Here is a 19,393-nt window from a genome sequence, read left to right as displayed (position 1 = left end):
ACATGGCACGTTTTCTAGTTGCAACAAGGCACACCGCACTTCTGGATTTTGCTGGCGGAAAAATCAAGGCGAACATTAATCCATTGCAGATCAGAACTACAGCCGCTACGGGAATGAAGCGTCCTGCAATGCAGGATCTTGCTGTGGCGTTAAAAATGGTTTGCAAGCACGCCGGAAAGATCAATAACGTTAACGTCCCTTATAGCGGGACAAAAATCGACCCTGACGAGTCACCCAATGGAGCTACTTTTCAAGTATTTCCAAAGGATGATCGCTATAAAATTACATTTGAACGGGATCAACACGGTCATGTGAAAGCTGTTGTGCCGGCTTTCTATTTTACGGATATTCCATCGGCTGCGCAGGCGGCTTATGTCTGCCAGAAGGTAGCCGACCTGATGGCATCATACGAGAAGGCTTAATCATGGATGGACAATATGAGGATCGCGGGAATGTTGGCCGGGGCTGTGTAGTTGGCTTTATATTTTCACTCATGATATACGCTGCGGTCGCTGGCATTATTTTTCTGATCTTCGGAAGATAATTAGAAAAATTGTGCTATAATGCGATTAATTGACAGGGGCTGGCGAAAACCAATCCCACTCACGCCTGACTGAGTTCACAGAAACCGAGGCGCTCTTAATTGAGCGTCTCGGTTTTTTTTGTTAATCAGCGGGTGACCTACTTACGCAATGCCAGCGGAAATGGCAGAGGAAAATAAAAATGAACAAACGATTTTCACTTCTTCAACCTCATGTGTATTTTGACGCTAACTCCGGCGGTGGTGGTGGAGGAAAAGACGGGAATGCTGATGGCGATGGCGATGCCAATAAGCCGAAAGGCAAGACCTTTACGCAAGAGGAACTGGACGCGCTCTTTGCTCAACGAGCAAAACAGGCAGGGAACAGCGCATTGACGGATTTATTCAAGGAATTGGGTGTTGAAAACGCCGATTCCCTGAAAGCCGTCATCACGAAGGCGAAGGAAGCCGACGATGCGAATAAGACCGAATTGCAAAAAGCGCTGGATAAAGTGACCGCGACTGAAAAGGCTTTCGCCGACCAGAAGATTGCCCACGATACCGCAATTGCGGAACTCAGTAAGCGTATTCTGGACTCCGAGATCAAAATCGCCGCTGGGAACGAAGTCAAGGACAAAGACGGAAATGTCTTGCGTCCCCGCGCTCTGCCTGATGCGCTGGATGTTGTTTTGTTGGGCATTTCACGCAGTGAGATCGTTCAAAAAGAAAACGCCTATTCCGGTATTGAAGAAGCCCTCGCCGTGCTGTTCAAGTCGAAGCCGTTTCTGTTCGAGGCCGAGACTGAACCGCCGACAAAGGGAACCCCTCCTGGGCAGCCGCCGCGCAAGCCAAATCTTCAACAGAAGCAAAACGCCGCCTCGGGTAAACACTCACGTTTTTAACTTTTCACTCAAGGAGTAATAAGCAATGGCAGACATTACCAGAGATAAGGATCATGTCGCAGACCTGTTCCCTCTCAAGACCCAAAAACACACTTTTCAGGCCGCCGTGAATATTCAGGCCGGTCAGCCGCTCTACATCGATGCCAATGGCAAAGCGAACCTTGCTGATGCCAATGGTGTCGCTCCCGCGAATACCTACATTGGCATTGCGATGCAAACCGTAAATGCCGGTCAGATGGTGGACGCGGCTTGGGCCGGCGACATCGAGGGCTTTACCCTAACCGGTCTTGCCTACGGCGCAGCCGTGTATGTCAGCAACACCGCGGGCGAATTAGCGGATGCCGCTGGTACCGCCACCCTCTTGGTTGGATATGTTTATCCGATGTCCGACCCCGACAAATCCAAAGTCTTGCATTTGAGCAAGGTATAAGGAGAAACGATCATGCCTGGAACAATTTGGGGCGCACTCAACCTCAATGATGATGACGAGCGTTACGTCAATACCATCGGTCAGCAGACCGTGTGGGATGCCGTTCAGCAAGTTCTGAATGACTTTAACGCGGAACTCGCACTGGCTCGCGGTATTTTCGTGGCTGAAACCACAAAACTTTATCGCGAAATTTACAAACTGCCTGGCGGCGGATACCTGCAGAGTCTGACCAACATCGGTCAGCCTGGCGCTCGCAAGGTGGAAGGCGAACAACAGGTCGAATATCCGCTGTTCAGTTGGGGCGATCAGATCGCCGGCAACGATGTTGAACTTGCGTATATGACCCTGCCTGAACTTCAACGTCACCTTGACGCCGTTCAAACACGCGCCAAGAACACAATGCGCAAGGAAATACTCAAGACTATTTTCCCGAACACCTCGTGGTCCGTGAAAGACCAGACAAATGCTGGCGATCTCACCGTGAAGCCGCTCGCGAACGGCGACTCGGATTTGTATTCCCCATTGCCGGGAACTGAGTCTCTGATCACCGAGAATCATTACCTCGAATCCGGCTATGCCGCGTCCGCAATTGATGACACAAACAACCCGGTCACTACCATCACCGACGAGCTCGAAGAGCATTTTGGCGGCGGCGCGATCGGCGGCCGCGACGTTGTTGTCTTCTTCAACAAAGCTCAGCGATCCAAGCTCAAGTTGCTGCCGGATTTCGCCAATGATGGTCTTGATGAGCATCTCGCTCCGGGCTCGAATGTGACCACTGTGGTCGGCTTGCCTCAGGGCTTGCCGGGCAAGGTGATTGGCACCGCCGGCGCGTGGCTGGTTGAATGGGATTACATCCCTGAAAATTACCTCTTCGGTCTGCACCTCTCTGCACCCAAGCCGCTGAAGATGCGCGTTGACTCCGCCCCCGGTCTGGGTGAGGGAAATCTGGTTCTTGTTCAAAAAGACAAGAGCTTCCCGCTGGAATCCTCGTTCTATCGCCAGCGCTACGGCTTTGGCGTTGCCAACCGGCTGAACGGCGTGGTAATGGAACTTGGAACTGGTGGCACATACTCCACCCCGGTTGGATACTCTCGCTAATCTCAACAAACATGGCAGGCGTTACTGCCTGCCATGTCTTATTTTTTTATCTAGGTAAAAAGATGGCTCTTACCCGTGCTCAAATCGAAAGTGTATTACTCTCTCGCTGCAAGAGACGTATGGAGCTTGTGGGATTCAACATTGTAGCCAGTGGCAACAACACGGATCTGAATGACCCAATCTCGACCGCTTTGCAATTGGTCGGCATCACGCCGACCAATATTGCTTGTGTAGTGGATGGTGATTTAGCGACGATAACAGACCATTCCAAACTCATTGACTTGGCAGAGATCAGGCTTCTTGAGAACATCCTTGGAAATTTCGACTTGGTCACACTCCAAGCAGCCAGCGGAACAGAGCATTTTAGCGATGGAGCCAATGCGCTGGAAAAAATTATCGCTCGCAAACACGCGGAGATCGAGAAGAAATACGGTATTGGAGCCGGTTTGACCGTGTCTGGTAAACGAAAGTTCAACTTTCAGGCAAAGGCGTCCTAATGCTCACCAATACTGCGGTCACCATCTATAACAAATACATCCAATCGCGTGCCGAAAAGTATCAGCGCACCGTAATCCCCGCCGCTTTATGGGAGTCTGCTGCTGCTGTGTCCAAGCGCAATTCGGCTGACCTGGCTTTGAACAAGGCTTTGATCGCGATACCATTTTCTGAATGCCGCAAATATTACTCCCACAAGATGTGGCTTGCTCTTGATGCGCAAAATCGGGCTACCCACTGGACATTAAGCGAAGGCGACATTGTTGTTCGCGGAAGCGTTGCCGACGAGATCACTGACAGTTTTACCGTTAGTGCATTGCGAGCCAAATATGATGATGTGCTCGAGATTGCCTCTGTTGCTCGTATGGATCAGGGCTCACCTAATACGCACCACATGATGGTCGGTTGTAAATGACACCTCCAAATATTATTACCCCTCGCGGTGCGATCCTGCCGACAAAAAACGGAAAGGCTAGACTGGAATGGAACACAACATTTCAGCGCTGGCCGCGAAGTTTCTCCGCTGCTCAGCGTTTCGTAGATAGCGAAGTCTTGAGGTTGTCAGAGCCATTTACGCCACTCCTTACATCCATGTTGATCAAGTCTGGAATCCTTGGCACAAATATCGGGTCTGGTGTTGTCGTGTGGATTGCCCCCTATGCCAAAGCTCAATATTACAGCAAGAGGAAGCCGGGCAGCAAAACTGGACCGCTGCGAGGTCCGCAGTGGTTCGAGCGCATGAAGGCTGTACACCGTAACAGGATCGTGGCGGGAGCCAGGCGCATTGGAGGAAGTGGCCGATCATGAGCATAATTTCTGCTGTGCGCGACTATCTCTTAACGTATGGCGAGATGTCCGGTGCCCTTATCCATGTGGATGCTCTCGGTAAAGAGCCGATTGAGTACGCTGTAATTCCAGTGCCAGGGGCACGGACAGTCGAAGAATATCTCGACGGAAAAAAAAAGCGCGAATTTCCATTCCTGATCCAGTCCGTCTTTTCCACTGCTGATGAAGCGGAACGACTTGAGAACAGCGGATTTTATGAGTCCCTTGCCGACTGGTTCGAAGCACAAACAGCAGCAGGAAATTTTCCCAATTTGGGAACAGGCAAAATCGCAGAATCAATCGAGTCCGTATCGTGGGCCTTTTTGTATGAACAAGGCGAAAGCGCTACCGGCATATATCAGATCACTTGCAAATTAATTTACGAACAGGAGTAAGCAATGACAGCAAAAATCAAAAGCTCTCAGATCAAGATGTTTATGAACACAACCCCTGCAGCGGCTGCCACCTATAGCCTCATTGGTGATGGCGTCAAGTCGCTCAAGGTCAATTACAACCCAAAGACCACCGAGGAAACATACGTCCATCAGGACAACGCCTCGATCAGTGTGGACAGCTACGCCCCGACCGTGCCTGTCGAAATGACTGCCAAGGCAGGCGACGCGGCGTTTGAGTACATCGACTCGTTGCGCAAGGCGCGGGCTGTGCTTGCCGACGCTGAGACCGATGTTGTTTCAGTGTGGTTGTATGAGACACCCGCTCTCGGCGAATACCCGGCTGAGAAACAGTCTGTTTCGATCCAGATCGACGATATGACCATCGAAGGCGGAGTTGCCGTGAAGATCAATTACACGATCAACTACATCGGTGATCCTGTGCAGGGCACATTCAACCCGACTACCAGCGCGTTTACTGCTTCCTAAACATCACATCAAAGGATAAGGGGTAAAGGCATTAGTCTTTACCCCTCCAATTACCATGAATACGTCTAGCATTGTTATCAATACTGGTGAAAAGCGCGTGATGATCAATGATGATCCAACGCGCGTTATTGTTTTCAACCCGACGGATGTGCTTTTTGCCGAAAGATTTTACACACTGCTTGGAGAATTGAAAGAAAAATTAACTGAGTTCAACTTGCAAGGTCAGGAGCTTGGACGGTCAGAGAAAGACTCTGACGGCATGCCAGTCAACATGGCTGCGCAAATTCAATTGCAAATTGAGACGTGTAATTATATGCGCGAGAAGGTTGACCAGCTTTTTGGTGATGGTACTTCGCAGACTGCATTTGGCGATGTTCGCAATCTCGAAGTTTTCAGGCAATTCTTTGATGGCATCCTTCCATTTTTCGAGACAACTCGTGTTGAGAAAGTTGCCTCTTACACAACTGCGGCGAGTGCAAGACGAAGCAAAAGAAAAAAATAAGCACGAATGCTCAACATCCTCACTGACGAGCTCCCTGGTTCCGTTGTGATTGACGGAAAAAACGTCTTGGTTGATACGGATTTTCGAGTTTCTTTGAAGACGATCATGGCATTTGAAGATGCGGATTTGACCAGTCAGGAAAAATCGCAGATCGCACTTTTCAATTTATTTCCAACCATTCCGCAAAACATTGAAGCAGGATTGGAAAGATGTATCTGGTTTCTAAACGGCGGCTCTCCTACTCAGGCAGCCACCATCGAGGAACCACAACCGCGACTTTATTCCTTTGCCAAAGATGCGAACTATATCTTTGCCGCTTTTCTGCAAACGCATGGTATTGATCTCTCAAAAGCTGATCTACACTGGTGGATGTTTTTGGCGCTCTTTATGGACCTTGGCAGTGAAACTACATTTTGTCAGTTGGTATCCCTGCGAAAGCGGGTCAAATCTGGAAAAGCGACAAAAGAAGAACGTCAGGCGGCTTTGGAAATGGGCGATCTATTCGAAATACCGGATCTGGACTATCGGACTCTGGCCGAGCGTGAAATCGAAGCCGAATTTTTGAACAAGCTAAAAGGTAACAACAAATGAGTGCAGGATACGACGGCAGCATAAAAATCGATTCCAGTATTGACGGCAAGGGGTTCAATTCTGGAATTAAAGGCATGATGGGCTCGCTGAGCAAGCTGGCGATGGCTGTCGGCATTGCCTTTTCGATTGGAGCTGTTGTTGCGTTTGGCAGAGCGGCCGTGGAGGCAGCTAGTCAGATCGAATCCGCATATATCGGTTTGCAATCCATCGTCGAGGGACAGGGTAAGTCTTTTGTAGGCGCAAAGAATTTCATTCAGGACTACATTGCTGATGGATTGGTTCCAGCCTCAAACGCAGTAACCGCATACAAGAATTTGCTCATGCGGGGTTACTCGACTGAACAGATCGAGACAGTAATGAACGCGCTCAAAAATGCCTCAGCGTTTGGTCGGCAAGCATCGCTTACGATGGGACAAGCTGTTCAGAGCGCCACCGAAGGCTTGAAGAACGAAAACAGCATCTTGGTTGATAACAGCGGTGTGACAAAGAACGTCTCAATGATGTGGAAAGATTACGCCGCCTCGATCGGGACCACAGTTGGAGCGTTGACCAAAGAACAGAAAATCGCGGCTGAAGTTCAAGGTATTCTGGAAGAAACCCGATTCCAGATGGGGGACGCAGCGAAACTTTCCCAAACCTACGCCGGGCGCGTGTCCGCTCTTGGGGTCTCGTTTACAAATCTCAAGGTCGCTATCGGCAACTCGATCATTCCGATTATCAATGCTGTTTTGCCGTACCTCAAAGCCGCGATTGACTCGTTAGTGATCTTCTTCAACCAGTTGGCGCAGATCATGAATGCCTTCTTCGGCACAAATGTCTCAATGGCTTCGGTTGCAGATAATACTGCTGCGGCATCTGATGCGCAGCAGGAACTCGCTGAGAATACAGAGAAAGCTGGCAAGGCCGCAAAAGGCGCGCTTGCTGCTTTTGATGACCTCAATGTTTTGCAGAAACCTGAAGCCGGCAATGGAGCTTTAACCACTCCTGAAGTAGAACTTCCTTCACTGGATAATTCACCTTTTAGCGAAGGTTTGACTGCTTTGCAGGATAAAGTTTCCGCATTCAAAGAAAAGTTCCTCGAATTTATCCAGCCCGTGTCGGAAGCGCTCTTGAGACTGAAAGAATCCCTAATGCCACTTGGAGAAACCATTTGGTCGGGACTCAAATGGGCATGGGATAACATCCTTGTCCCGCTTGCAGGCTGGGTGATTACAGACCTTTTGCCTGTGTTTTTAGATCTGCTTGGCGGGGCGGCCGAACTTCTCAATTCCATACTGATTGCACTGCAACCATCGTGGCAGTGGTTTTGGGAAAACATGCTTTCCCCGTTGGCTGTGTGGACGGGCGGCGCGGTCGTTGAATTTTTAGGCTGGCTTGCCGATGTTTTACAAAGACTGAGCGACTGGATTGAAACAAACGGAGAAACCACATTCCTCCTGATCGAGATAATTGGGGGAATTGCCGGAGCTTTGTGGTTGATGAATGCCGCGGTAGGCGCCATCAATGTTGCCATCGGAATATATAACAGCGTAATGGCTATCGCGGCTGTGGTTACTGGATTAATCACTTTACCGTTGCTGGTCATTATCGCTTTGATTGTTGCGATTGGTGTCTTGATCTACCTCCTAATAGCCAATTGGGAGCAGCTTTCGACAACAGTTAAACAGATTGGCTTTATTATTTCATACTATTTTCAATTGGCTGCCGACACTGTAAAGAACGCATTCACCACCAGCCTTGATGCGATTTCCCAAAAATTTTGGGACGTATTCACAGGAGTGAAAAACTTTGTCATGGGTATTATCAATAAAATTATCGACGCAATCAATGGAATGATCGCCAACATAACAGATGGCATTAACTATATTTCTGAAAGTATTAATTCCATTGGATCTATCATGCCGGGTTTCTCACCAATTTCTGCGGTCGGCACATATCAGATTCCTCACCTGGCTACCGGAGCGGTTATTCCGCCAAACTCAGAATTTGCTGCAATCCTTGGCGACCAGAGATCAGGCCGCAACATCGAAGCGCCCGAGTCCTTGATACGTCAGATTGTCCGTGAAGAGTCTCAGGGAGGCGGAAGTCAGGAAATTACCATACGCTTCGAAGGAAGCCTTGCCGCGCTCATCCGCGAACTGAAGCCATATATTGACCAAGAGAGCAACAGAAAAGGCGCAAGCCTGCTGAAAGGTGTATCCTAATGATCACAATTGATGGAGTCAGTTTTGACATTCCAGTCGTAAAGATCAACAGGAAAGCAGATTTCCTCGATAAGTACGCAGAGCGGCTTGAGAATGGATATCTGGCGCGAGAATTGATCGGCGTGTTCCTCAACTATACGTTGGAATTTGGAAGAACCAATAACACAACGGAATATGCCGCGCTGTGGGACAAACTAACTGAGCCTGTCGAGTTTCATACAGTTTCCGTTCCAGATGGCGACGGGACTATGCACACATTTACTGCGTACTTTTCTGGAGTAGCTGACGAACTTCAAAAAAGAAACGACGCGAAGACTTTTTGGAAACGGCTCACGGTGAACTTTATTGCGAAGTCACCTGCAAGGATTCCTGAGTAATGCCGATCACTTCACCAAAAATAGCTTTCGGTCTTTACGCGCTGGCTATAAAGCAGGACGCGACATTTTCCGCTGCAGATAAGCAGTTATTTTCCGATATGCAAGACTTGAAAACTGGCAATGTGGCTAGTAAACCTTTTGCAACATTTGAGCCAGATTACTGGCTTTTGGATGGAAGCTATAAGTTAAAGCCGACAATTGCGCATGTTGGCTTAATGTCCCTATCTCAAAGCGATTTGAATGGGGATTTTTCGATCCCGCCTGAATTGACAATCGTTTTTGGCAGTGTGCAATCATCCGATGGTCTTACGATCCGTTTTGCCTCTGCCTCGAACGACTATGCCACCGATATTGACGTCGCCTATTACGACGCGTCCGATGTCCTAATTCGATCGGACAGCTACGCCCCGACCACATGGGAGTTTTCAAGCGGTCTGGCAGTGGATAACTTCAAGAAAATAATCGTCACATTCCACAGCACAAATAAGGCATACAGGTATCTGCGGGTTACAGGTGTCGATTTTGGAACGTTGATCTATTTCGAAGGCGATGCCGTGAAAAGTGCGTTGGTTGTCCAAGAGGTTGATCCGATTTCGACCGAACTGCCGATAGATACGCTGGAATTGTCGTTATTGTCGTCTGATGCCAATTTCTCCATCGTAAACCCGACTGGAAATTATGCTGCATTGCGCAATAATCAGCCGTTGGATGTCTATGAACTGGTCAACGGTCAAACTGTGTATATGGGACAGTTTTATCTATCAAAATGGGAAAATCAATCAAGAGACAAGATCAAGTTCGATGCGGTTGATCGCCTTGGAGTCTTGAGCAAGCTCACGTATTACGGCGGACTATGGACTACGCCTGTGAATGCTGAGGATTTGATCGACGAAATCTTGACCGCCGCGAATGCCCCGTATGAATTGGACTCAAACTTGGTCGGGACACAGGTATCGGGCTGGATCCCAGTTACCACCTACAGGGACGCGCTACAACAAATCGCTTTTGCGATCGGCGCTTACGTTACATGCTCCCGTGCAGGAGTCTTGCGCATTTATAAAACCGACCTGGCTAGCGAAGTAATCACACCTGAATTTGTTATCACGTCGGCGGATAAGGGACTGGATAGCACTCTGACGCTCAAGCCTTTTGTAACTGGTGTTGAATTATCACAGCACAATTTCATAATTACATATCGCGATTTAGTTACAGGCGATCCTGTGCAATTTTTTTCAGGAACTTTTCCGATTGGCACTCATACGATTAAATTCGATAAACCGCAAAACCCTCCCTTCACCGTGACAGGTGCTACGGAGATATCCAGTGCCTACAACTACATAATTATTAGTGTGGCTGCACCTGGAACCGTAACCATTGCAGACGATGCTTACTATGAAGATGTCAAAAGCATTGCCAGTGTCTATAACACTACTCTAAATTCAACAGATCCCAAAAATGTGATCAGCATTGACGATGCGACCTTGGTGAATTCTGACAACGCTCAAACCATCGCCCAGCGAGTTTATGACTACTATCAACAGAGATATCTACAAAAGGCAAAGCTTTTCGCGCCATCCGCTGAGCCCGGAAAGTCTGCTCTCATTGATACCTACGAAGGAAAGCAGGTCAAAGGGATCGTCGAAAAGATGTCGATTGATCTTGCGCGAGGAATGGTGACACGCGCTGAAATTGTCGGAGTTATCTCAGCATGACCTACATTACTCCTATTACCGATCGATCTGAAAATGACATAAAAAGCAGAACGGCAAAGGCATTTTTCAACGTCGCAGACTGGCAACGGATTTACAACAATGCCCAGGTGACGAAAACGCTGGTTGACTTAATTCAAGGTGGAAGTATTCTTTTCGATACTTTGCCAAGCATCACAATAACAACCATACCCACGGTTACGGAGCTTAACACGCTTCTTGCTAATATCGAGCGAATCCGTGTTGAGGCAAACCTGCCAGCCATTCCTGGCTTGACTTCGATCTTTGCGGAATGGGGTGAGGGAGTCGGATCGGAATCGCCTGATTACCTTGATGTGAACGAATGGGAGCAGGTTTTAGACCTGATTTATAACCTTGTACCGAATGCTGGAAAATACTATGTCTGGTGCGGAGTTGCAAGCGCAGGGCAGACGCGCTTTTATCAATCGCAATGGCGAAAACATCCTGAACTGGAGTAAATAATATGCCTTATTCAAAACAAACATGGACTGACGAAACACCCGCATCTTCCCCTGTGAAATACAAAATCACACAGACAACAGACGGCGATATTGCACCCAACGCGAGCATTGAGCCAGTTACTGCTATAACGCCCGGATCTCCTCTGAATGCCTCACGATTGAATCACATGGAAAGCGGCATAGAAAGTGCGGCCAATGTGGCTGATGCCGCGATTCCGAAGAGTTTGGCAACCGCTATTGGTCAATTTTTATATTCGACTGCTTCTGGAGTTTGGGCTGCATTAAGTAAACCATCAGTCGATTCAATATTAAAAATTACGAGTGGTGGCACTCCAAGCTGGAGGACGTTGGCGGATATTGTTTCTGTTGCGAATCGCCAAGGCGGGAGCTCTACCGATTGGAATACTCCCGGCACTACAAACTATACACCGGCATCGCCTAAAATTCAGATTGGCTGTGTGAATGTCACGATCGGAAGCGGATCTGATGGCGCTACTGCAACTGTAACTTTCCCAACAGCATATTCATATAAACCTATGGTTTTTTTGGCGGCCAGCAATTTGCCAGTTACATATCAAATATTAACAAGCTACAGTATTACTAACACTGGCTTTTTATGCGGAGTAACAAACCCATCGAGGAACATGACTGTTCCCGTCATGTGGCTTGCGATAGGTCAATAAAAAAAGCATCCCCGGCAATGGGGATGCTTTTTTACCTTCAGTGATCGTTAATTTACATGCACATGATCGTGACTGTGCGCGTGCCCATGTCCGTGCTGGTGGACGTGCTTCTCGATCTTCACGGCTTTCGGATCTCCACTCAGCAATTTGGCGAGTTCTTCAAGTTCTTTCAGGATGCGCTGCTCGTCAGGATTGACCGAGTTGTCAAACTTGATCGTGCCGTCTGCCTCGATCGTCACTTTGATTTCACGTTTCTTCATAGCCGACATAGTTTCTCCTTATTTTCCGACGTATTGGGTCATGGTGTACTCGCCGGGCTTGGAGCCTGCCGAGAATGTATATCCGTTCTTGTCTGCCCAGGCTTTCATGGTGGTCTTGGCGTAGGACATAGTCAACTCTCCAAGCATGGAGTCGTAATTCCACGAAGAGCGGTTGGTCATCAGTCGCCAATTCTCTCCCTCGCGCGTGCGTTCGAGAGTGATATGCTGTCCGTCCTTCTCGATCACGAGGGTGTTCGGTGACTGTGCGGTGATCTTCGCGCCGGTGGCTTTGACGGCTTTCTGGATCGTTACAAGGTCTATCAGTTTGGTTGGTATTGTCGAAAAACAGGGCATAGCTTTTCTCCTTGAAGTATTTTTTTATTCTGATAAGTTAAGTGTTCATGGCACAAGAATTACCACGATATGAATTTAGGCAGAGGGGAGAACGTAGGCTTGTAGAGGCTTGGGACGCTTTTGACGGGCATTGTGGACGAGATTGCAAACGGCGCGGAGTGTGAGTCCGCGCCGTGGTGATTGCTTCTATACTTCAAGTTCCTTTCGCTCTACCTGCTTCTTTGGCTCGGCTTCGAGCGGATTGCCAGCAATGAGCGCCTTGCCCTTCGCCCACTCGCGCAGGGCTTTGATGTCATCTTTCTTTGTTTCAGAGGTCGGTACAATCTTCTCTGCGGCATCAAGCAGGTGGATCACAGAGACTGGATTTTCCTCGAAGAAGGCACGCTCGACCGCAAACTTGACAACTTTCTCTATCTCTCGCCCAGAGAAACCCCATGTGGCTTCAACGATTGCGGCTATGTCTTCCTGGTCTTTTGTTGCTACGCCGCGCTTTCCAAGATGAAGCCTGAGAATTTGGGCACGGGACTCTGCATCAGGCAAGTCCACGAACATCACGTCATCGAAGCGGCTGAGCAACTCGGGTCGAAGTGCGCTGACACTGTTGGCAGTCGCGATTACATAAACGGGCGCGGTAGTCTCTTGCATCCATGTCAGGAGGGATCCCATTACTCTCATCATCACGCCGCCGTCGCTTGCTCCGCCGTTGTCTGCCAAGGCTTTTTCGATTTCATCCAGCCACAACACACAGGGAGCGGTTGCCTCTGCAACTTTGAGCGCGGTGGTGATGTTATTCTCTGCCGCGCCGACCCTGCCGCTGCCTAAAATTTTGCTCATGTCGAAGCGCAGGAGCGGGAGAGTTCCGCCAGCGATTGCTTTCGCGCTCAGGCTTTTACCAGTACCTGGCACGCCGACCAACAACACCCCCTTGGGAGCATCCACGCCAGCGGCGCGGGCTTTGGCGCTCATGGCGTTGCGCTTCATGGCGGCATAGCGCTTGAGGTTTTCCAGACCTCCGACATCGTTCATGCTGACGTTTGCCTCGAAGTATTCCAGCACTCCACTCTTGCGGATGATCTGCTTTTTCTCGGCGATGATATGAGAGATAACACCATCACCAAGTTCGCCACATGCGACCACGCCAGCCGTCAGGACGTTCTCAGCTTCTTCCTCGGTCAGTCCGCGCATGGCCTGAATAACTTGGTCGCGGTTTCCGTTGAGAGTGACGGGAGTCGTGCTTGGTAGATTGCTTTCAGCCTTGCTCAAGATGGTTGTCAGTTCCTTCACGTCAGGCAGTGACCAGTCAATCACGGCAATCTGCTTTTCGAGGTCGGGATTTACGACCAGCGACGGGCTGAGCAAAATCAGGTTGTGCTTGCGCGTCTGAAAACGCGCTGAAATGTCGCGCAAAAATCTCACAACACGGATGTCATTCTCGATGATCTTATGCAGGTCTTTGAAGACAAACAGGGTGCTATCTTCGTTGCCTTCCTCGTCGAAATTTGCCACCCAACCAAGCGCGGCATTCGGGTCGGTGTAGTCGCTGGAGTCTAGTCCGTCAATTCCAGTCAGACCGCGTGTGATGGTCCACTCCACGACGCGGCGTGGGACTTTCTTCCCGCTGGTGAGTTTCATTTCCTTCGAGAGTTTCTCGATGGCTTGCATGACGCGGCTCTCTTCGTGAGAAATCACGGCGATCAATGCGTAACGGGCTTTGATGTAGCGTTCGAGCAGTTCTTTCATGGTGTTCTCCTTGTTTCGGTGTATTTTCTTATCCAGATAAGTGTTCATGGAAAGAAAAATCCCGCCGATCAGGGCGGGATTTTTCTCGGTGGCTACACCTCGATTGCTGCAAAGCGGCTCAGAGATTTTTCGATTTTGGGCGTAATCTCTTTCGGCGTGAAAGTCTGTCCCACCTGTTCTTTCATCGCTTCTTGGATGTGCTTGCAAGGTTTGCGCGGGGTGTGGAAGATCCACGCGGGGCAGGAGCATTGCCACTCGCCTTTTTCAGTGAAGACTACTGTATGTTCTATATTTGGGTTCGAGTGAGAGGTCACGCCGAAAACCTGCTTGTAACGATTGTAGGGACCGTATTTATATATCATGGCATCCTCTTTACAAAATTTCAATAGCTTTCTCAATTCCTTCGATGATCTTCGGCAGGTCGTCTTCATCCACGATCCGGTTGTTGATCATCGTACAGGAATTTCCGACCACAATGCAAAAGTCATCATCAAATTCAGTGTCGTTTTGTTCAATCAATGGATAAATGACCGTTTCGTTTTTGCCTACAACTATTTTCATTTTAGATCTCCGCCACGAACGTTTCACATTCGCAAAAACTAATTCCACCTCTGCCACCATGTTTCAAAGCAACACTGTCAACGTGCAAGCAAACGCCATCATCCGAATGCTGTCTGTGTGTGTGACCACAGGTACAAATCTTTTTTTCGAGTTCATAGTATTCCCTCAAAACCATGATGTCATTGTAGATATGCTCGCCGCGTTCCTCGACTGGCGTCTCTTCAAAATGCTCCTCTTCTTCCTCTTCCAGATATTCGATTATGGCTTTGAGTGCTCGCAACTGTTGTTTGTTCATGGTTCCTCTTAGATTTCGATGGCTGAGAATTTACCGCCGCCGCCTTCGATTTCATCGGCTACGGTGTCTTGAAGTTCAACGATCTCTTTCAGCTTCGCGGTGATGGCGCTCACGTCGCGGGACTCGTCCTTCGATCCAGACTCGCCCAACAGTTTCTGTAATTCGGTCAGCCTGTCCACCATACGCTCATCGGTGAGTTCGGGAATGAGCATCATGTTATAAAACTCAAGAAGTCCGCGACCTTTCTCGGCAATCTTTCCGCGCACTACTCCGCCCTTGCGGATGGTATCAAGCAGATCCGCGGCGCGGTCAACACATTCAGATAGTGCGTTCTTGTACACCTCGACGAAGGGCGAGACGGTTTCCTTGATCTGCTCCCGCGCGTGCTCAAGTTCAGCCTGGCGCATGGCCTCGATCTTTACGTCGCGTTCTTCCTTCTCGGCATTGTTGCGGATTGTCTTTGTGCGAAGTTCTTCGAGCAGGATGCGGTTTTCGAGATCTGATTTTTCACTCGCTGCCTCAAGTTCTCTGCGAACCTTTGCCACCTCTGCGGATTCCTTCTCCACATCAAGCTCGCTGTAAACCAGCGCAGTGATGTAATCGGCATGCAGTTTTTCTTCGATTGCTTCCACGGAAGGAACAAGGGAGATTGCTTTCTCGATCATGTAAGATACGAAATCTTCCATGTCCATTTCTTCTTTTCCGATGAAGACCTTGCCGCCATCTTGCGCCGCCATCGCTTTCCACGCGCTCAGCGCAATGCGTTCGTATTCGGTTGAGATAGTGTCCACATACTCGTCGCGGTGTTCGATGATGTCCGCTTTTGTCTCGTAGAATTCTTCTCGAAGTTCCTTCCACTTTTCGACAAATGCGGGGTGCGCAGTGTACGGCATCCAATTGTAGGGAGAGAAGCCAGCGACCTTGCGGCTGTGGGCTTCAAAAACCTGGCGCATTCGGGTGACTACGCTTTTGATACGCTTCACGGCATCTTCGGGGATGAGGAATTTTGCGCCGGGCTTGATCCATCCATACCGTGCATCCTTGCCGTTGTCTTGCAGGAAACCGATCTCGTCAAAACTTGCGGTCTTGGTGAACATGCCCGATCCTGTGATGGTGAGGTCAATCAGGATTCCGTTCTCGCGCAGGATGTCCAACTGGACGCGAACGGGAATTGCCTTCTTGCCGGTCACACTTTCTGCTTTCTTCTTGCGTTCTTTGGTGTCTTTCATCTGTTCACTCCTTGTAGTATTTTCTTATCCAGATAAGTGTTCAGACAAAGAAAAATCCCGCTAAAGCGGGATCAGTTGTTTTTCAGGGCGTACCATTCATTTATAAAATTAGTTGCACCAAGAAGCGCGTTAAACTCAAACCGTTCCGTACCAAGGTAGATAATGAATTTTCCCTCGCTTTCGAGGATCTGAACACCTCTGTATGTACCGTGACAGACAACAAGTATGCGTTTATTTGCCATAATTTTTTCTCCTGCCTTATTAAGTGTTCACGTTGAAAGAACTCAAAGCAAAGAGGATTGTTTCCATGATCGAAGTTCCTCGGTAATCTCGATCAGTCTTTCAAGCTCAGCCGACTGTGCTTCACGGTAGGCGGACTGGTATGGGTCGGGGATTGCTTTCAACTCCACTTCGGAAAGAGCCAGAGCGCACTTGATTGAGAAGCCATTCAAGCCATGCAGGAGGATGTTTAGCCGAGCCATATTCACGCAGGTCTGGTCAATGTCCATGCCATAAAAGCGGACGAGATTCCAATCTAGCATCCAGCGCGGAACCGCAGACGCGGCGGCGAGAAACATCACGCCAGAGCCACACGCGGGATCACAAACAGTGATCGGCTTGATGTCAGGAGCAACAGCCGGGAGCACTTTATTGAAAAACCATGCTTCTGCCTGGTCCGGGTCTTCAATCATTAACCCTGTCAGTAACATTGCCTGCGCCAGTGGGTTTTCACGGCACGCGGCTTTTATCCGTTCGTGAACCTGCGCAGGGATGTTGTCCACTGTCAAATCCGCCATCAGCTTTGCAAGGTGAAACGGCGTAAAGAATTGCCCACTGTGCTTGTTGGAGATTCCGAACTCCATGTAAACATCCCCGATGGTGTCGTTCCAGTCATCCTCCGCGCTTAGCAAGAGGTAGCCCAGCGCTTCGGCGAACAGGTCGAAATAATATTTATTGTTGCTTCGGTATCTCTCTCGCGGACGCTCAAAACGCTTCTGCACTTCCTTTGTGTCATCGGCTGGTTTGCCAGTTTGCGCTATCGAGCGGACGTGATCGGGGAGTCTTTCGAGAGAGGCCAGCGAGATATTTAAGAAGTCATCGAAAATGTCGAATGCACTCACGCCACTGGCGGTAATGCGTTCAAGAGTCTTGATAATCTCTTTTTTGTAATCGGGTGCGCCTTTGGTTTTCATACACTGTTAAGTGTTCAGAACGCGCGTTCTAAATACGCTTAGGACGACCGGAGAGGTGTCATTCTCTTTGAGTCTGTGTGTTATGTGTCAAACGCCAGAACGGAGGCTTGTAGCGCATGGTCTGAAAAAAAACTCTTGAGACTTCCTTAGACGAAAAAAAACATGCAGCTACTTGATACAGTATGCTGCATGTGCTAATTTCGGGCTTATCTGGGCTTGTGACGCGATTTTGGAATCAGGCTTCTTGGGACACGCGGAAATCAGGAATCTGGGTAACGATATGCAGAGTTGCCCAACTGGGTCTTAGAAACGCTTGGGACGCGCTTCGTGAAATATTATTTATCGTTTATAACCTCAGCATCGAACACATCCACCGGACTCGGAAGAAGGGGTGTCAACCCGCCACGAGTGATCCATAATTGCCCAAGTGTTTGATTTCCCTGCAATATCAGGGACATGAACGGGATAAATTCAGGGGATAGGACATTGAGGAAGTACATTCCTTTTATAGCCTTGGCTGTCATGTAAAGAGCCATCTTTTGCGTTCCCTCAATGCGGTTATCTTTGGTCCCACGACGAATAAACTTTTTTCGTAACGGCAAACAGGCAATATTCAAACGACTGGATACCATTTCTCCAGTTTTTGATTTCATGGCGAAATGAATACGAAAACCAAGCCGCTCACCGAATTTTCCTTTTTCGCAACTGACAAAAACACAGTCGAGCAAGGCAAGGTTGTTCTGGATTTCCTGAATTATTCGTTCAACGGTTTTTGATGTTGTGTGCCCTTCCCAACCATCTGATGATTTTACGTCGTCAAAATACTGTAATTTGTTTTCTTTTTTTTCTGGTTCAAAATCAAAATTAGTGAACATAACTACTCCAATGCTTGATTTTCTTTGATTTGTTCGTTTGCTTTGGTTGCAGGTTGCGGGAATGGATCATAAAGCAAGGATGAATCCATTATAAAAACTTTCCCTGAGTCGTAAACGATAATGATCATAAATATCAAAACATGCCGTTGATGACGATGGCAATCCAGTAGGTTGCAGCCCAAGTAAATAATAAGACAATAATGATTAAATTGCTTTTTGCCTTTTTTTCCATAAAGCTCCTAACTATTTCCTCTTTCTTTCAACCACTCTCCGCGCAAGCGGGAGGCGGTGCTTTGCGGAAGTTTTAATTCCTGCTCTACCTCTGTAAATGTCGGGATGCCTCCATGTGTCTGTATGTAAGTCTCGATGTAATTGAACACGGCGTCTCTGTGGGTTGGCTTCCGACCAGTTCTAAAAGCCGGCTTAGTTTCGGAACTGGTTTCAGAACTTCCATTACTTCCGGAACTACTTTCAGAAGTGATGGAAGTTTTTGCACGCGCCCTTTCGAGTTTCAGAACTCTGCGGGCTTCGGCATCAAGGCGCTTTTGCTCAAGTTCGAACTCTAACTGCTTGCGCTGCGCCTCGGCAGATATTTCATCGACGCGAACCTTCTCTTCCTGCTGTGCAAGCTCTCGCAGATCCGCCGCAATTTTGGCGGCTTCCTGCTCAGCAATACGGCGAGAATGTTGAGACCGTAGCGCCAGGGTGACAATCGCAGGAATGGATAAGAGGGACAACATAGCTCTAATGACCCAGTCCGCCCAACCAAGGTCCAACCCAACATTTACCGCGATGACGATCACGATGTAAAAAACAACTGTTCCGATGGATATCCGAATCGGAGCCGACATCTTAGCGTCTCTGTTCTTATCACTCCAATCCCACAACTCGAACGCGGTCGAGGTCACAGACATTCCCAATCCTTCGATCGATGCGGCGATAATGTACTCCACGCCATTTTGAACATGCAGCTTCTCAGCGGCATTCTTTAGCGCAAAACTGGCGGGAATGAGTGGCGCGATCCACGGGACTGTAGCCGCCATGTTGCTGGTGAACGTCCGCTCGAACACGACAGTCAGGACTCGCCACTCTTCCAAGACGTAAATAATCCCGCGCACAAGACGGCTATTCGCCTGGGTGGATGGTTTGACTTGCTCATTTGCGTTTCCAAAAGTTGTCATTTT

General features: G+C 48.8%; 25 protein-coding genes. 15 read left to right on the top strand and 10 right to left on the bottom strand.

Features of this window, described 5'->3' with window-relative positions; translation table 11 throughout:
* Window positions 1-2 precede the first annotated feature (2 nt).
* From IPL32_18140 to IPL32_18070, 15 genes are all read left to right on the top strand, one after another.
* Window positions 3-422: a hypothetical protein gene (locus IPL32_18140; protein ID MBK8467738.1), complete on the top strand. Its 420-nt coding sequence runs from the start codon at window positions 3-5 to the stop codon at window positions 420-422.
* 334 nt (window positions 423-756) lie between these two features.
* Complete coding sequence (locus tag IPL32_18135) at window positions 757-1,422, top strand: hypothetical protein (GenBank protein MBK8467737.1); 666 nt, start codon at window positions 757-759, stop codon at window positions 1,420-1,422.
* 25 nt (window positions 1,423-1,447) lie between these two features.
* Window positions 1,448-1,852, top strand: a complete 405-nt coding sequence (locus IPL32_18130) for a hypothetical protein (protein ID MBK8467736.1) — start codon at window positions 1,448-1,450, stop codon at window positions 1,850-1,852.
* Window positions 1,853-1,864: 12 nt separating this feature from the next.
* Window positions 1,865-2,953, top strand: coding sequence for a hypothetical protein (locus IPL32_18125; protein MBK8467735.1), 1,089 nt, complete (start codon window positions 1,865-1,867; stop codon window positions 2,951-2,953).
* Between the two features lie 11 nt (window positions 2,954-2,964).
* A complete protein-coding gene (locus tag IPL32_18120) occupies window positions 2,965-3,450 on the top strand; it encodes a hypothetical protein (protein MBK8467734.1) in 486 nt (161 codons plus the stop codon).
* Window positions 3,450-3,863, top strand: a complete 414-nt coding sequence (locus IPL32_18115) for a hypothetical protein (protein ID MBK8467733.1) — start codon at window positions 3,450-3,452, stop codon at window positions 3,861-3,863. The genes IPL32_18120 and IPL32_18115 overlap by 1 nt, the downstream gene beginning before the upstream one ends.
* 388 nt (window positions 3,864-4,251) lie before the next feature.
* A complete protein-coding gene (locus tag IPL32_18110; GenBank protein MBK8467732.1) occupies window positions 4,252-4,668 on the top strand; it encodes a hypothetical protein in 417 nt (138 codons plus the stop codon).
* Between the two features lie 3 nt (window positions 4,669-4,671).
* Window positions 4,672-5,154: a hypothetical protein gene (locus IPL32_18105; GenBank protein MBK8467731.1), complete on the top strand. Its 483-nt coding sequence runs from the start codon at window positions 4,672-4,674 to the stop codon at window positions 5,152-5,154.
* 55 nt (window positions 5,155-5,209) lie between these two features.
* Window positions 5,210-5,656 carry a hypothetical protein gene (locus tag IPL32_18100; protein MBK8467730.1) on the top strand — a complete coding sequence of 149 codons (447 nt, stop codon included), beginning with the start codon at window positions 5,210-5,212 and terminating at the stop codon, window positions 5,654-5,656.
* A 6-nt stretch (window positions 5,657-5,662) separates the two neighbouring features.
* Entirely contained in the window at window positions 5,663-6,247 is a 585-nt protein-coding gene (locus IPL32_18095) for a hypothetical protein (GenBank protein ID MBK8467729.1), read from the top strand.
* Window positions 6,248-6,444: 197 nt separating this feature from the next.
* A complete protein-coding gene (locus IPL32_18090; protein ID MBK8467728.1) occupies window positions 6,445-8,451 on the top strand; it encodes a hypothetical protein in 2,007 nt (668 codons plus the stop codon).
* Entirely contained in the window at window positions 8,451-8,828 is a 378-nt protein-coding gene (locus tag IPL32_18085; GenBank protein ID MBK8467727.1) for a hypothetical protein, read from the top strand. Before IPL32_18090 ends, IPL32_18085 begins: the two co-directional genes overlap by 1 nt.
* Window positions 8,828-10,540: a hypothetical protein gene (locus IPL32_18080; protein ID MBK8467726.1), complete on the top strand. Its 1,713-nt coding sequence runs from the start codon at window positions 8,828-8,830 to the stop codon at window positions 10,538-10,540. Before IPL32_18085 ends, IPL32_18080 begins: the two co-directional genes overlap by 1 nt.
* On the top strand, window positions 10,537-11,016 hold the full coding sequence (locus IPL32_18075) for a hypothetical protein (protein MBK8467725.1): 480 nt from the start codon (window positions 10,537-10,539) through the stop codon (window positions 11,014-11,016). The genes IPL32_18080 and IPL32_18075 overlap by 4 nt, the downstream gene beginning before the upstream one ends.
* A gap of 5 nt (window positions 11,017-11,021) precedes the next feature.
* On the top strand, window positions 11,022-11,702 hold the full coding sequence (locus tag IPL32_18070; GenBank protein ID MBK8467724.1) for a hypothetical protein: 681 nt from the start codon (window positions 11,022-11,024) through the stop codon (window positions 11,700-11,702).
* Between the two features lie 47 nt (window positions 11,703-11,749).
* On the opposite strand, the gene IPL32_18065 is transcribed toward IPL32_18070, so the two are convergent.
* The 10 genes from IPL32_18065 to IPL32_18020 form a co-directional block, all read right to left on the bottom strand.
* A complete protein-coding gene (locus tag IPL32_18065) occupies window positions 11,750-11,962 on the bottom strand; it encodes a hypothetical protein (protein MBK8467723.1) in 213 nt (70 codons plus the stop codon).
* Between the two features lie 18 nt (window positions 11,963-11,980).
* Window positions 11,981-12,316 carry a hypothetical protein gene (locus tag IPL32_18060; protein MBK8467722.1) on the bottom strand — a complete coding sequence of 112 codons (336 nt, stop codon included), beginning with the start codon at window positions 12,314-12,316 and terminating at the stop codon, window positions 11,981-11,983.
* 186 nt (window positions 12,317-12,502) lie between these two features.
* Window positions 12,503-14,305, bottom strand: coding sequence for an AAA family ATPase (locus IPL32_18055; protein ID MBK8467721.1), 1,803 nt, complete (start codon window positions 14,303-14,305; stop codon window positions 12,503-12,505).
* A gap of 123 nt (window positions 14,306-14,428) precedes the next feature.
* Window positions 14,429-14,617 carry a hypothetical protein gene (locus IPL32_18050; GenBank protein MBK8467720.1) on the bottom strand — a complete coding sequence of 63 codons (189 nt, stop codon included), beginning with the start codon at window positions 14,615-14,617 and terminating at the stop codon, window positions 14,429-14,431.
* A gap of 1 nt (window position 14,618) precedes the next feature.
* A complete protein-coding gene (locus tag IPL32_18045; protein ID MBK8467719.1) occupies window positions 14,619-14,912 on the bottom strand; it encodes a hypothetical protein in 294 nt (97 codons plus the stop codon).
* An 8-nt stretch (window positions 14,913-14,920) separates the two neighbouring features.
* Entirely contained in the window at window positions 14,921-16,141 is a 1,221-nt protein-coding gene (locus tag IPL32_18040) for a hypothetical protein (GenBank protein MBK8467718.1), read from the bottom strand.
* A gap of 71 nt (window positions 16,142-16,212) precedes the next feature.
* Complete coding sequence (locus tag IPL32_18035; GenBank protein MBK8467717.1) at window positions 16,213-16,383, bottom strand: hypothetical protein; 171 nt, start codon at window positions 16,381-16,383, stop codon at window positions 16,213-16,215.
* A gap of 42 nt (window positions 16,384-16,425) precedes the next feature.
* Window positions 16,426-17,334, bottom strand: a complete 909-nt coding sequence (locus IPL32_18030; protein ID MBK8467716.1) for an N-6 DNA methylase — start codon at window positions 17,332-17,334, stop codon at window positions 16,426-16,428.
* 335 nt (window positions 17,335-17,669) lie between these two features.
* Window positions 17,670-18,209, bottom strand: a complete 540-nt coding sequence (locus IPL32_18025) for a hypothetical protein (GenBank protein ID MBK8467715.1) — start codon at window positions 18,207-18,209, stop codon at window positions 17,670-17,672.
* A 239-nt stretch (window positions 18,210-18,448) separates the two neighbouring features.
* Complete coding sequence (locus tag IPL32_18020) at window positions 18,449-19,390, bottom strand: hypothetical protein (GenBank protein ID MBK8467714.1); 942 nt, start codon at window positions 19,388-19,390, stop codon at window positions 18,449-18,451.
* Window positions 19,391-19,393 lie beyond the last annotated feature (3 nt).

This window comes from Chloracidobacterium sp. (genome assembly GCA_016711345.1).
GTDB lineage: Bacteria > Acidobacteriota > Blastocatellia > Pyrinomonadales > Pyrinomonadaceae > OLB17.
Note: the sequence above shows the minus strand (reverse complement) of the source record. Positions and strands in the feature narration are given on the sequence as shown.